The sequence below is a fragment of the Trichococcus flocculiformis genome, from assembly GCF_963662535.1.
Classification (GTDB): Bacteria; Bacillota; Bacilli; order Lactobacillales; family Aerococcaceae; genus Trichococcus; species Trichococcus flocculiformis.
On the sequence record NZ_OY759718.1, the window covers coordinates 1400492 to 1414519 of the forward strand.

Below are 14028 nucleotides of genomic sequence, written 5' to 3' on the forward strand. Positions count from 1 at the left end.
ACCTTGAAATTAACGACAAAGACGAAAGTATATGAACTGTCACAGCGCAGTTACATTATGGGAATCCTAAACGTGACGCCGGATTCATTTTCCGATGGCGGAGAGTGGAACACGGTCGAAAAAGCTGTCGCCCACGCGCTGGAGATGGTTGCTGATGGCGCCGATATCATCGACATCGGCGGGGAATCCACCCGTCCTGGTCACACGCAGATATCTGATGAAGAGGAGATTGCGCGGATTGTGCCCGTCATTGAAGCGCTAAAGAAAGCGGTCGATGTGCCGCTTTCAATCGACACTTACAAGTCGGCGGTCGCTCGAGCGGCTTGCGAAGCCGGCATTGATATCATCAATGACATTTGGGGCTGCAGATACGATCCTCAGATTGCAGCTGTGGCGGCGTCATTTGATGTGCCGATCATTTTGATGCACAATCGGGAAAAGCCGGATTATGCCTTTTTGATCGAAGATATGTTGACTGATTTGGCGGAGAGTGTGCGGATCGCAGTGTCCGCAGGCGTCAAAAGGGAAAACATCATTCTCGATCCCGGCTGCGGATTCGGAAAAACCTATGAAGACAATCTGAATGTGGTCCATCATCTGAAGCGGTTTGCGGATCTCGGCTACCCGTTGCTGCTGGGAACGTCCCGCAAACGGTTCATCGGAACGGCATTGGGGGATATCCCCTTCAAGGAGCGCGATCTGGGGACAGCCGCCACGACTGCATTAGGCATCGTAAACGGTGCGCAAATATTCCGCGTGCATAATGTAAAGGCCAATGCGGAAATGGCAAGGATGATGGATATCATGTTAAAAAAAGGAGAGAGCCCGATTGGATAAAATCTATTTGAATAATCTACAGTTCTATGCTTTCCATGGATTGAATGCGGAAGAAAAAGTGTTGGGACAACGTTTTAACGTAGATGTTGTGCTGCATACTGATACAAAAAAAGCCGGTTACAGCGACAAGATGGAGGATTCCATCCATTACGGACATGCCTACAAGGCGGTCAAAGCAGTAGTGGAGGGCGAAAACTTCAACCTGATCGAAGCTTTGGCCGAGCATATTGCCATCGCTTTGTTTGCGCGTTTTGATGGGTTGCAAGCCTGCCAAGTGAAAGTGATCAAGCCGGATCCACCGATCGTCGGCCATTACGATTCCGTTGCGGTGGAGATCTACCGCGAAAGGGAAGGGAGCTAAGCGCATGCCTATCGTGTACATTGCATTAGGCACGAATCTGGAGCCGCGTGCAGCCCATCTTGATAAAGCCTTGGAGCTTTTCCGCTCCTTGTCGGGTGTCGAAGTGAAGCGCGTATCTTCCATTTATGAATCGAAACCGGTAGGCTATCTCGATCAGCCTGATTTTCTGAACCTAGTGTTTGAAGCAGAAACGGAATTGTTACCTTTGGATTTGCTGGACAGCTGCCAAACTATCGAACAGGAGCTCGGTAGAGTACGGACGATTCGATTCGGACCGCGTACCCTGGATGTCGACATTGTTTTGTACGGAGTGGAGAGTATCGATGAAGAACGGCTTACTGTGCCGCATCCGAGAATGCAGGAGCGCTCCTTCGTACTGTTGCCGCTGCAGGAACTGAATCCGGAGTATGTCGTTCCGGAATGGAATAAGACAGTCAATGAATTAGTGGCGGAATTGCCAGCGAAGGATCTCGAAGAAATCTGGAAATACGCACCGGAATCCTGAATGTCTGAACGTATATTGAAAATGAAGATTTTTGTTGAAATGTTCTTGACGTTTTCATTTTAACAAGGTATACTGTAAAAGTTGAGAAATTAAGCAGAGGCACCCGCTTCTCGCCTAAGTGGACAATTGCGTCCCTGGGCCAGATATGTACAAGTAACTTGCAGCAATGCGAGTATTGTCGGCGGGGTTAGTATGACCCGCCGACTTTTTTCTGCGTTCTTTCTCTCAAATATCATGGAGGTGAACGACCATAGCAAAAGATATGATGGTTAACGACGGCATCCGTGCCCGCGAACTACGCATCATCGGTAGTGACGGCGAGCAACTAGGAGTCAAATCGAAAAGTGATGCATTGCAGATTGCAGAAGCAGCTAATTTAGATTTAGTTTTGGTATCGCCAAATGCAAACCCGCCCGTTGCCCGTATTATGGATTACGGCAAGTTCCGTTTCGATCAACAAAAACGTGAACGTGAAGCCCGTAAAAACCAAAAAGTGGTAAGCCTTAAAGAAGTACGCTTGAGTCCTTCCATCGACGAAAATGATTTTCAAACGAAATTGCGGAATGCACGCAAATTCTTGGAAAAAGGTGACAAAGTGAAAGCATCGATTAGATTCAAAGGACGTGCGATCACCCACAAAGAAATCGGACAAAGGGTCCTTGATCGCCTTGCTTCTGAGCTTACTGACGTTGCGACGATTGAATCTCATCCTAAAATGGACGGAAGAAGCATGTTCTTGATGTTGGCACCCAAAGCCGATAAATAAATTTGTAACTTAATTTAGGAGGAAAGACAAATGCCAAAACAAAAAACTCACCGTGGTTCAGCTAAACGTTTCAAAAGAACTGGTAACGGCGGACTAAAACGTTGGAGCGCTTTTACAAGCCATAGATTCCACGGAAAAACGAAGAAACAAAGACGTCAATTGCGTCAAGCTTCAATGGTTAGCGCATCTGATATCAAACGTATCAGCCAACAATTATCACAAATGAAATAATTCTAAATAACAACAATAAGAGATAGAACCATGGTTCTAATAAGGAGGAAATCACTATGCCACGTGTTAAAGGTGGGACAGTAACCCGTAAACGCCGCAAAAAGATTATTAAATTATCTAAAGGTTATTACGGTTCAAAACATACATTATTCAAAACAGCTAAAGAACAAGTAATGAAATCTTATACTTATGCTTACAGAGACCGTCGTCAAAAGAAACGCGACTTCCGTAGATTATGGATTGCCCGTATCAACGCGGCTGCTCGTATCAACGGCATGAGCTACAGCACTTTGATCCACGGATTGAAACTTGCTGGTATCGAAATGAACCGTAAAATGTTGGCTGATTTGGCTGTTACAGACGCTGCGGCATTCGCTGCAGTAGCTGAGCAAGCTAAAGCTGCTTTGGCTAAATAATTTTTGAATCGCTGCCTCCCCGGTCATTGACTGGGAGTGCGGCGATTTTTTGTTTTTCTTGCAGTAAATGCTATACTTATTTTATGTCACTAAATCAATGGGGGTATCATTTTGGAAGAGAAAGAATTACAAATGCTGATCGATTTGACGGATGCGAGAGGCGTTCCAGGCAATGAAGGGGAGGTCCGAGAAGTTTTTAGACGCTACGCGGAACCTTTCGCCGAAAGTTTTTCGCAGGACGGATTGGGCGGGCTCTTTGCCAAACATACAGGGGCGGAAGAAGGGCCAACCATTTTATTGGCGGGGCACTTGGATGAAGTCGGGTTCATGGTCACAAGTATCACCGAGAAGGGATTCGTCAAATTCCAAACATTAGGTGGATGGTGGAATCAGGTCATGCTGGCCCAACAAGTGGAAATCACCAACTCTAAAGGCGAACGTTGCCACGGAGTCATCGGTTGTAAACCGCCACATGTACTGACGCCGGAAGCGCGCAAAAAACCTTATGAAATTAAAGATATGTTCATCGATATCGGTGCTTCTTCGAAGGAGCAAGTAGCGGAATGGGGCATCAAACCTGGCGATATGATCACGCCATACATTTCTTTCAAACGCATGAACAATTCCAAATTTCTTTTAGCGAAAGCTTGGGATAACCGCATCGGACTTGCCGTTGCACTGAAAGTATTGGAAAATCTTGCAAATACTGCGCATCCGAATATAATTTTCAGTGGCGGCAATGCTCAGGAGGAAGTGGGGCTGCGTGGTGCAAAGACAGCCACACATATGATCCGTCCGGACATCGCCTTTGCTTTGGATACAGGAACTGCTGGAGATACGCCGGGAATGACGCCTCAAGAAGCGGATTCCGAATTAGGCAAAGGGCCGCAATTATTGATTTATGATGCATCGATGATCCCGCATCGTGGTTTACGCGATTTTATTGTTGGTGTTGCCGAAGAATGTGAAATTCCGTTCCAGTACACGGTCATCACAGGTGGCGGAACAGATGCTGGTGCTCAGCATCAGAGCCTGGATGGTATTCCATCTTTTGCTATTACTGTTCCGGTACGATACCTGCATTCACACACTTCCATGATCCATGAGGATGACTATTTGAACGCAGTCAAATTAGTCACTGAAATAGTCAAACGTTTGGATGCGGAAACAGTCAGACAGATCCGCGAAAACGTCTGACAATATGCAAAACATGGACATCTGTCAAAAAATATCCACATATTTTTGCGGAGTGATAGAGTAAGATATAGATAGTGATAAAGTAGGTGTCAAGAAAGCAAGAGGAGGGGATGGAAGGATGGAGAAGTTGAAGCGACGTATCGTAATCATCGGCGGTGGACTTAGAGGATTGACAGCTGCTTATGAAATCGATAAAGCCATCCGGAAACAAAACCTTCCGTTTGAGTATGTCGTTCTGGAGGATCGATCCGCAGTGGGCGGTATGATCCATACGATTGAGATGGACGGGTATGCGTTTGATGTAGGCGCATCAGCTTTCGATTCAAGGCGAGCGGATATTTCCGGGTTTTTTCGGGAATTAGGCTTGGAAAGCGAAATTCAATTCAGCAAAGGTGGGAAACTGGTGTTGTTCGATGGGAATGCAGTCATCGATGACGTTATGTCTACCTACCACGGCATACCACTTTTTCCGAATGGTATTTGGCAAGCCAATGGATTGACCTTTGATGCAAAGCTCCGAGCGTTCATGAATAGTCTGTTTTTGTCCAAAAACTTGCATGAGAACCCTGAGTATTCAACCGACAACTTTTTGGAATTTCGTTTGGGACGGGAAGTGGTCGACTATATGGCTGAGCCCTATTATCCTGATAGCGTCTACGGCTCTATGGAATTAATGCCGGTAAAATTGTTCGATGACAATTTGGTGACCATTTTCGGAAGGGCACATATCGGAAAAAATAAAAAAGAACAGTTGTTGCGTTTTGCGGATGGATCCGGTCAGGAGTATACCTTCAAAGGCGGACTGACAACCTTAATCAAATCTTTGGCCCAGCACTCGGAAGGCCATCTGTATGTGAATCAGAAAGTGAAATCATTGAGCAGTGTTGCGGAAGACTTGCTGCTGATTGAATTGAATGGACGTGAATCCATGCGTGCCGGAAGTGTTCTCGTCACAACAAACCCTCAGGAATCCTTAAGTTTTTTGGAAGGTCTTACCAGTGAGGTTGCTATCCCGAAAGCCGAAAGTACCAGTGTCGGAACCGTTTTTTTCAAAATAAACAAAACAGCAGTCAAAAATCCGCCTGAGGGACAAGGATTTGTGATTCCGCGAAAAAGTTCCTATCATACTACCAAGGTTGTTGTCCTGAACAACAAATGGCCGTTGCTTGAGCAGGCTGAACACTATTATATACTTGTGGAATTCGGCAGACGTTTGGAAGAAACCTTGATAGAATTAGCTGATGCTCTCGTGATGGAGATCATCAAGAATGAAGTGAAGGAAATTTTGACTTTGGCTGAAGAACCTCTACAGGTCATTTTTTATCGCTGGGAAAAAGCCGTACCGCATTTCAGTCTGCAGCAAAGACAAGAGATGCTGGATGATGATTATCCAGTCGATAGAGAGTATGCAAAAAGAGGCGTTTTTGTCGGAGGGAACGGAATGATGGGTTATGGAATGGAAAATGCCATCATAGAGGGAAAACGTTTGGCTTATGAGGCGATCCGCTACATGAAAGAAATGGAAAAGAACAACAGTCCGAATTAAAAATGAAACAGTTCGCCTATCTGTATGATTACAAAGGAGGGTGGACTGTTTTTTAAATTCATATAGTGTTTATTTTTGTTTGGTGCTATAATAAATCCAATGATGTTTAACTGTTACCTATTTACCGGAAAACTGTTTCTTTCTACAGGGGTGAAATGATTTTCGATTGTCGAAAGCTGAAGGCATGTTATAATCTGAATAAGATTCTTTGCTTATCAGATATTGGATTGGAGGATGTTTAATGGAATTGACTATTTTGGGCTGCATGGGTGGCTATCCTACAAAAGATGTCGGTACGACAGCTTATCTGCTGACATCCGATAACTTTAAACTATTGATTGATGTCGGCAGCAATGCTTTATTGTCTCTGGAACATCATCTGGATCCGTTGGATTTGGATGCGGTCATTTTGACCCATTATCACGCGGATCACATTGCGGATTTGGGTGTTCTGCAGTACACTTTCCAGCTGAAAGAGCCTGCAGTCGGTAAATCTAAAAAAATATTGCCGATATACGGTCATGTCGAATCGGAATTTTTCCGCTTGTTGGAGATGCCGGGGGTGAGCGAAGGGATTGCCTATGCTCCGGAAGAAACGTTGGAGTTGGGACCTTTCCGGATCCGTTTTTTGAAAACCGTCCATCCGGTTCCGTGCTATGCGTTGCGGATCGAGGAAATCGCAACCGGAAAAGTCTTCGTTTTCGGGGCGGATTCAGCCTATTTACCGGCATTTGTGCCTTTCGTGAAGGATGCTGACCTGTTCTTGGCTGATGCCAATCTGTTCAACGGAAACGAGCGTCACCATGCACATATGACTGCAGGCGAAGTCGGGACGTTAGCTGAAGAAGCCGCGGTCAAACAATTGATCCTGACTCATTTGCCGCAAAAAGGTACGCTGTCTGTGCTCCTGGACCAAGCGAAAGAGGCTGCTCCATCCGTGTCCGTGACGTTGGCTGAAAAAGATCGGATCATCACCATCTGACCGGATTCAGAATCCGGAATGAAACAACAAATCATAATGAAGAATGGGAGAGGAACAGGCATATGTATTTTGTAGATAATCAAGGACAGTTGGATCCAAGCGTTAATATTGCGTTGGAGACATTTTTATTGAAGGAAAAGATCTTGGACGAGCCGATTCTGTTGTTCTATATAAATGAACCGTCGATCATCATCGGACGCAATCAGAATACGATCGAAGAAATCAATGCTGACTATGTCGAAGCAAATAAAATCCATATCGTCCGCCGCATGTCCGGAGGGGGCGCAGTATACCACGACCTAGGTAACTTTTCATTCTGCTTCATCACGAAAGATGATGGCGATTCTTTCCGCGATTTCGGAAAATTCACTAAGCCGGTCATTTCCTTTTTGCACAGCGTAGGCGTCAAGGAAGCTGAATTAAAAGGAAGAAACGACTTGGTTATCGGAGAAAAAAAATTCTCAGGGAATGCCATGTACGCGACAAACGGAAGAATGACGGCCCATGGGACGATCCTATTCGACTCTGATTTGGATGCCGTAACGAGTGCGTTGAAACCGCGCAAAGAGAAAATCGAATCGAAAGGGATCAAGTCGATCCGCAGCCGCGTGACCAACATCAAACCATTTGTTGATGAGGCTTATCAAAATCTGACTACGGAACAATTCCGTGACTTGATGCTGCTGTCTATTTTTGATGTCGAAACGCGTGAAGAAGTAAAAGAGTACCACTTGACCGATGAAGATTGGAAACGCGTATATGAAATCCGGGAAGAGTACTTTGGCAACTGGGATTGGAATTACGGTAAATCGCCTAAATTCGAAATCCAAAAACATCATCGCTTCCCCATCGGCTCCATTGAAGTCCGCTTGAATGTTGAAGAGGGGCATATCCAACAGTTGAAGATTTTTGGTGATTTCTTCGGATTGGGTGAAATCAAAGATGTTGAAGAAGCGTTTATTGGCGTCAAATATGCCAAACAGGACATCCTGGACAAACTGAATGAACTTGACATCAAGAAATACTTCGGCAATGTGACAGCCGAAGAGTTGTTAGAAGAGTTGTACTGATAAAGAAAGAGAGGCCCCGCAATGTTTGCGGAGCTTCTCTTTTAGATCTTTATGGCTAAACGAACCAGTTCAGCTTTACCTTCATCAAAAATAATGGCTAGCAGTCCAAGCCTGCCTCTCGGAAATTAGATAAATCTGACCCATTGCGCTCTGCGATGCTCATTTGCATGGGAGTCTTAGGGATTCATCCCTTAGATTCCCAGTACAAGGTGACCGCAGGGAACGTTGCGAGGCCAGATTTCCTAAATTTCTTTCGAGTCAGAACGGGCTTGTACCGCTTTTCTAATTATCTGTGGAGGCCGATTGCTGTTTCCATGCGTCTCAGTGTTTCCGAAGCAACTGCATTCGCTTGTTTAGCTCCTGCATCCAAAATGTCATCCAGTTCTTTGGAACTCAATAGCTCATAATAACGAATCTGCATTGGTTCCAATTCAGCGATGATGGCATCCGCCAATTTTTCTTTGAAATTACCGTAACCTGAACCGGCAAATTCTTTGACCAATTCATCAATCGATTTATCGGTGAAGGCCGAGAAAATCGTCAACAAATTCGAGATGCCAGGCTTGTTTTCTTTATCGTATTCGATGATGCCGCTTGAGTCGGTGACGGCACTCTTGATTTTTTTGCGGATGACTTTTGGCTCATCCAGTAAGGAAATGTATCCTTTGGTATTCTTGTCGGATTTGCTCATTTTGCTGGTAGGGTCTTGGATGCTCATGATCCGTCCGCCGTCTTCTGGAATCATCGGTTCCGGCATCGACAGGATTTTGTTGCCTTTTCCATACTTGTTGTTGAAACGTTGCACAAAGTCCCTTGTCAATTCCATGTGCTGCTTCTGGTCTTCGCCAACAGGGACGAAATCCGTATTGTAAAGGATGATATCAGCTACCATCAATGGAGGGTAAGTCAGTAATCCGGCCGAAACGGTCTCTTGTTTGGAAGATTTATCTTTGAATTGGGTCATTCTCTCCAATTCGCCCAAGTAAGTGTTGCATTGGACGATCCAAGCTGCTTGAGCATGCGCAGGGACTTCCGATTGGATGAAAATAGTCGATTTGTTCGGATCGATTCCAAGCGCCAGATAAAGAGCTGCCAACCCACGTGTCCTTTCTGTAAGGGTGGCTGGATCTTGTGGAACGGTAATCGCATGCTGGTTTACGATGCAGTAGGTGCAGTCATAATCTTCTTGACGCTGCACAAATTGCTTCATCGCTCCGATATAGTTCCCGATTGTCGGGATGCCGCTGGGCTGAACGCCGGAAAATATTTTCTTTTTCATAAATGCCTCCTAGGTTAAGTACGTCACTTTTTATTATAACGCAAATCCGGCTTGTATTCACGATTTTATTCGAATGCACAAAGTTGAACGATTGCGGAACGAGTGGAAGCGTTTTTATTAATTAGGCTGAATTCGGAAAAAAATAATTATCAAACGATATTTATTATAAATTATAAAGTTTCATAAGAAAGGTACCCGATGTAAAAAAGCCTTTAAATAAAGGTTTCACAATGTTTTTGCTGACTTTAAAAAAGTGTAAATGTGTCTGAAATGTGTCTGAAATTTGTAGAGTCCTTAAAAAAAGGATAGCTATTGTGCTTAGATTGGTTTATAATAAGTCTTGTAAGTGATTCACAAACAAAACTTACGAATAAAGGAGAGATCAGAGATGGTAACATTATATACTTCCCCAAGTTGTACCTCATGTCGCAAGGCACGTGCATGGCTAGAAGAAAATAACATCCCTTATACTGAAAGGAATATATTCTCCGAACCTTTGACAGAAATTGAAATCAAGAGCATCCTAAAAATGACTGAAGAAGGCACTGAGGAGATTATTTCCACTCGATCCAAAGCATTCCAAGAACTTAACATCGACTTAGACGAATTACCTTTAAATACATTATTCACTTTGATCGAGGATAATCCCGGTCTGTTGCGTCGTCCGATCATTTTGGACGAAAAACGTTTGCAAGTGGGATACAACGAAGATGAAATCCGTCGTTTCTTGCCAAGGGAAGTCCGCGCGCTGGAATTACAAAAAGCGCAAAGATTGGCAAACTTCTAGTCAAAAGCAATCAAAAAAGAATCAACAGACAAGTGCACCGGAAAAACGGTTGTACTTGTCTTTTTTACGGAAAGAAACGAATAGATGAGAAAGTAAATGAGAAGTTGAAAGATTTTGTGCTTTTGTCTTTACATTTTTGCGATTTGATTTACAATGGGTATAAGAAAAATAGGGAAAGAAAAGTGGGGTGAAGCATGATGGAAATGGAAAACATCAACGAAAACACAATTCGCGTTTTGATTGAGAATTCTGATTTGGAGGAAAGAGGTATCACCTTTCTGGATTTATTAGGAAATCAAAAGCAAATCGAGAGCTTTTTTTACAGCATCCTCGAGGAAGTAGATGTCGATAATCAATTTCATGAATCAGATGCAATTACTTTCCAAGTGCTGCCTAATGGAAATGGGTTAGAGTTATTCATCAGTAAAGGGATGAATAACGAAGACGACTTCGATATGGCGAATGGCTCCAATCAATTGGAGCATGTAGTGGATTACATCAAAAAACAGACGAAGAGTTTCAATGAACGTGACAAAACGGCTGCTGCTACTGAAGAAGAGGATATGGCACCTTTGGAAGTCGTATTCAAATTCCAGAGTTTTGACGACTTTTTGGAGCTGGCGAAACGGATGTTTTTGGAGAGCGGCGTCTCTTCGCTTTACTACTATGATAATCAGTATTATTTGGCGGTTGTCTATTTCATAGATGAGATGACGGAAACGAATATCGACAACGAAATCTTGAAGGCGCTGGAATTTTCTGAGAAATCTGATATCGCTGTTGAGATACTTGGCGAATACGGCAAGCTGGTTATCCAAGACAACGCATTGGAATCAGCCAGACATTACTTCAAATAAATAAAAAAATCTGATCCGACCCTCGACTGGGTCGGATTTTTTCTTGTCCATTCGCGGATATTATGGGAAACAGAAAGAAAGGGCGGTTGTTTATGTTGATCGCTAGAAATGCAAGTGGGGAATTGATTCCAGCTTATCAAGCCTCAAAACAAAAAGGCAAAACTATCGGGGAGTATTATTGCCCGGCCTGTAAGGGGAGGTTGGTGCTGAAAAAAGGGGATGTCATGATCGCTCATTTTGCCCATCACCAACAATCGGATTGCGCCGTTTTTTCGGAAGGTGAAACACTTCCTCACCTGATGGGAAAACAAATGCTTCTGGAGAAATTTCGGCGTGAAGGGGTTGCTGTCACTTTGGAGTGTTGGCTTCCGGAATTGCAGCAGCGTCCGGATCTCCTGCTGGTTCTGGAAAATGGAAAGAAAATTGCTGTGGAGTACCAATGCAGTCCGATTTCGCCTGCCGATCTTAGGGCACGTACACAGGGGTACCAAAGATTCGGCTACGAAGTGTGGTGGATTTGTGGAACGCATTATCGACCGGGGGGCATCAAAATAACGCAGTCGATCTGCCAATTCTTGAATCATTCCGATGCACTCGGGAATTGGATTTGTATTCTGGATACAGCAGCGAATGAAATAGCCATCCATCACCATCTAAAGTTGAGAAGCGATGATCGCTTTCATTTTATGAAGATTGCGATTCCGGTGGATGATCTTAAAGTTGTTGCTTTAGAAAGTCTTTACGCAAAAGGTTGCTTGCCAGGGTACAAAGATTTGCTGCTGCCGTCTGCCGGCAAAATCGTTGACCGCAAACATATGCAGGCGAAGGATATCAATCTGTTGCGGTATCGAACCGATCCGGAGCATCGGAAATTTCTTTTGGCGGTCTATCTCGATCGGAAGGATTTGTATCATTTGCCGGCATTCCTGTTTGAGTTACCTTGTCGAACGTTAGGCATCCGAACGCCGGCCTACATCTGGCGTTACTATCTTCTTAAAGACTTCAGTAATCCGGAAACGGCAAAGCTTCTCACAAAAAAACACCTTCTCGAGTGGCTGTCAACTTGTATACGCACGAACAGAATCCGGACACGTGTTGTGATGGAGGCCAACATGGAACTTCTATGGGAACCCTTGCTCCAATTCATGATGCGGTTGGTCGAGGATGGCCACGCCGCAGCCATTGGCAGGGAAGCATGGGTCCTGCTATCCGAGCCGTTGAACAGAAATGAAACGGATCATCATTCGTGTTTGAGTTAGAATCTGTATATTCTTGCCAGTACCCTTTCGGCCCTAAGGTATGCTAAAATTATACTATTGAAATAATTTTAGGGGGAAAGTGGATGACAAACACAGAGAAACATTTAAAGAGAGCGGAAGTCCCTGAGGCTTCCACGTGGGATTTGACAGCGATCTTTCCGACGGATGCAGCTTTCGAGAAAGAGTTGGATGAATTAGCGGGAGCGGTTCCTTTCATACGGGCTTTGCAGGGAACCATCGGCTCGAGCAGTCAAGCTCTATTGAAAGGGATTGAAGAAGTCCTCGAAATCAATCAAAAGTTGGAACGGGTCTATGTCTATTCCCATCTGAAGAATGATCAGGATACGGCGGACAGTCTGTATCAGAATTTGCACGATAAAGCCTTGTCGATTTTGACGAGCGTCAGTGAAGCTACCTCTTGGTTCGAGCCAGAAATCATGGAGATTCCGGAGGATGAACTGGAGAAGTACTTAGCAGAAAACGATAAGCTGAAACCTTACGCGCATTTATTGGATAGCCTTACCTCTGCTCGTGAGCACGTCCTTACCGCCAGAGAAGAAGAGTTATTGGCGGGTGCGGGAGAAATTTTTGCTGCGCCAAGCAAGACTTTTTCCGTTCTCAATAATGCTGACATGACATTCCCGAAAGTGAAAAATGAAGAGGGCCAGGAGGTCCAATTGACTCATGGTTTGTATGGAAAGTTGATGGAAAGCCCGGATCGGGAAGTCCGTGAAGGAGCCTTCAAAGCACTATACAAGACATATGATGGTCTGAAAAATACGTTTGCGACTACCTTATCGACTAACGTGAAGGCGCACAATTACAAAGCCAAAGTACATAAATATGAATCCGCCCGTGCAGCCGCTCTGGCGAATAATCACATTCCGGAATCGGTTTATGACACGTTGTTGGATGTGGTGAATGAACATCTACCTTTGTTGCATCGCTATGTGGACTTGCGTAAAGACTTGTTGGGGGTCGAGGAGTTGCATATGTACGATATGTATACGCCATTGACAGGGGAAGCCCCAATCAAATACAGCATCGAGGCGGCGATGGAAGAAACCTTGAAAGGTCTTCAGCCGCTTGGAGAGGACTATTTGGCTATCCTCCAAGAAGCATTTGACAACCGTTGGATCGACTGGCTTGAGAATGAGGGGAAACGCAGCGGAGCTTATTCTTCCGGTGCCTACGACACGAATCCGTATATCCTGATGAATTGGCAAGATTCGTTGAATCAATTGTATACATTGGTCCATGAATTGGGACACAGCGTGCACAGCTATCTGACAAGAAAGAACCAGCCTTATGTGTACGGAGATTATTCGATTTTCCTGGCCGAAATCGCTTCGACAACGAATGAAAATATTTTGACCGATTATTTGTTGAAGACGCAAACCGATCCTAAAGTCCGCATCTATATTTTGAATCATTACCTGGATGGTTTCAAAGGAACGATATTCCGCCAAACCCAATTTGCCGAATTTGAGCACTATATCCATCAGAAAGCCTTGGAAGGTGTTCCGTTGACGCAAGATTTCATGACTTCTTATTATGCGGAATTGAATGCCAAGTATTATGGTCCGAGCGTCGAAAAGGATCCTGAAATCGGCATCGAATGGACCCGTATTCCGCATTTCTACTATAATTATTACGTCTACCAATACGCTACCGGCTTTTCGGCTGCGACGGCATTGGCTAAACGCATCGTGGAGGGTGAAGAGGGCGCGTTAGAGAAGTACCTTTCCTATCTGAAAGCAGGAAACAGCGACTATCCGATTGAAGTTATGAAAAAAGCAGGCGTGGACATGACTCAGTCAGCTTACATCGAGGATGCTATGAAAGTGTTCGAGGAACGTCTGAATGAACTCGAACAATTGATTGCAGCGCAACAGGCTTAATCAAATGAGTCCTTCTAATAATAGTCTTCATTAG

15 protein-coding genes are annotated in these 14028 nt (G+C 44.5%); 14 read left to right on the forward strand and 1 reads right to left on the reverse strand.

Features of this window, described 5'->3' with window-relative positions; all coding sequences use genetic code 11:
- Nucleotides 1-57: 57 nt before the first annotated feature.
- The 10 genes from folP to ACKPCD_RS06810 all read left to right on the forward strand — a co-directional run bounded on the left by folP (nucleotide 58) and on the right by ACKPCD_RS06810 (nucleotide 7911).
- Nucleotides 58-837: a dihydropteroate synthase gene (gene folP / locus ACKPCD_RS06765; RefSeq protein WP_083546429.1), complete on the forward strand. Its 780-nt coding sequence runs from the start codon at nucleotides 58-60 to the stop codon at nucleotides 835-837.
- Nucleotides 830-1198 carry a dihydroneopterin aldolase gene (folB, locus tag ACKPCD_RS06770; RefSeq protein ID WP_068559928.1) on the forward strand — a complete coding sequence of 123 codons (369 nt, stop codon included), beginning with the start codon at nucleotides 830-832 and terminating at the stop codon, nucleotides 1196-1198. Before folP ends, folB begins: the two co-directional genes overlap by 8 nt.
- Before the next feature lie 4 nt (nucleotides 1199-1202).
- Nucleotides 1203-1703 carry a 2-amino-4-hydroxy-6-hydroxymethyldihydropteridine diphosphokinase gene (folK, locus tag ACKPCD_RS06775; protein WP_321434455.1) on the forward strand — a complete coding sequence of 167 codons (501 nt, stop codon included), beginning with the start codon at nucleotides 1203-1205 and terminating at the stop codon, nucleotides 1701-1703.
- Nucleotides 1704-1965: 262 nt separating this feature from the next.
- On the forward strand, nucleotides 1966-2469 hold the full coding sequence (gene infC / locus ACKPCD_RS06780) for a translation initiation factor IF-3 (RefSeq protein WP_068559932.1): 504 nt from the start codon (nucleotides 1966-1968) through the stop codon (nucleotides 2467-2469).
- 30 nt (nucleotides 2470-2499) lie between these two features.
- Nucleotides 2500-2700 (forward strand): 50S ribosomal protein L35, encoded by a 201-nt coding sequence (gene rpmI, locus ACKPCD_RS06785; RefSeq protein WP_068559934.1) that lies wholly within the window; start codon nucleotides 2500-2502, stop codon nucleotides 2698-2700.
- Between the two features lie 56 nt (nucleotides 2701-2756).
- On the forward strand, nucleotides 2757-3116 hold the full coding sequence (gene rplT / locus ACKPCD_RS06790; RefSeq protein ID WP_068559936.1) for a 50S ribosomal protein L20: 360 nt from the start codon (nucleotides 2757-2759) through the stop codon (nucleotides 3114-3116).
- A 111-nt stretch (nucleotides 3117-3227) separates the two neighbouring features.
- Nucleotides 3228-4313, forward strand: coding sequence for a M42 family metallopeptidase (locus tag ACKPCD_RS06795; protein WP_288925911.1), 1086 nt, complete (start codon nucleotides 3228-3230; stop codon nucleotides 4311-4313).
- A gap of 118 nt (nucleotides 4314-4431) precedes the next feature.
- Nucleotides 4432-5859 carry a protoporphyrinogen oxidase gene (gene hemG, locus ACKPCD_RS06800; protein WP_321434456.1) on the forward strand — a complete coding sequence of 476 codons (1428 nt, stop codon included), beginning with the start codon at nucleotides 4432-4434 and terminating at the stop codon, nucleotides 5857-5859.
- A 241-nt stretch (nucleotides 5860-6100) separates the two neighbouring features.
- Nucleotides 6101-6841 carry an MBL fold metallo-hydrolase gene (locus ACKPCD_RS06805; RefSeq protein ID WP_321434457.1) on the forward strand — a complete coding sequence of 247 codons (741 nt, stop codon included), beginning with the start codon at nucleotides 6101-6103 and terminating at the stop codon, nucleotides 6839-6841.
- A 62-nt stretch (nucleotides 6842-6903) separates the two neighbouring features.
- Entirely contained in the window at nucleotides 6904-7911 is a 1008-nt protein-coding gene (locus ACKPCD_RS06810; RefSeq protein ID WP_321434458.1) for a lipoate--protein ligase, read from the forward strand.
- Between the two features lie 286 nt (nucleotides 7912-8197).
- On the opposite strand, the gene trpS is transcribed toward ACKPCD_RS06810, so the two are convergent.
- On the reverse strand, nucleotides 8198-9190 hold the full coding sequence (trpS, locus tag ACKPCD_RS06815) for a tryptophan--tRNA ligase (protein WP_086988312.1): 993 nt from the start codon (nucleotides 9188-9190) through the stop codon (nucleotides 8198-8200).
- A gap of 388 nt (nucleotides 9191-9578) precedes the next feature.
- Here trpS and spxA point away from each other — a divergent pair, with 388 nt between their 5' ends.
- The 4 genes from spxA (at nucleotide 9579) to pepF (ending at nucleotide 13994) form a co-directional block, all read left to right on the forward strand.
- Entirely contained in the window at nucleotides 9579-9977 is a 399-nt protein-coding gene (gene spxA, locus ACKPCD_RS06820; RefSeq protein ID WP_068559948.1) for a transcriptional regulator SpxA, read from the forward strand.
- Nucleotides 9978-10171: 194 nt separating this feature from the next.
- On the forward strand, nucleotides 10172-10834 hold the full coding sequence (locus ACKPCD_RS06825; RefSeq protein WP_321434459.1) for an adaptor protein MecA: 663 nt from the start codon (nucleotides 10172-10174) through the stop codon (nucleotides 10832-10834).
- A gap of 92 nt (nucleotides 10835-10926) precedes the next feature.
- Nucleotides 10927-12093 carry a competence protein CoiA gene (locus ACKPCD_RS06830; RefSeq protein ID WP_321434460.1) on the forward strand — a complete coding sequence of 389 codons (1167 nt, stop codon included), beginning with the start codon at nucleotides 10927-10929 and terminating at the stop codon, nucleotides 12091-12093.
- Nucleotides 12094-12176: 83 nt separating this feature from the next.
- Nucleotides 12177-13994, forward strand: a complete 1818-nt coding sequence (gene pepF, locus ACKPCD_RS06835) for an oligoendopeptidase F (protein WP_288925891.1) — start codon at nucleotides 12177-12179, stop codon at nucleotides 13992-13994.
- Nucleotides 13995-14028: the final 34 nt, after the last annotated feature.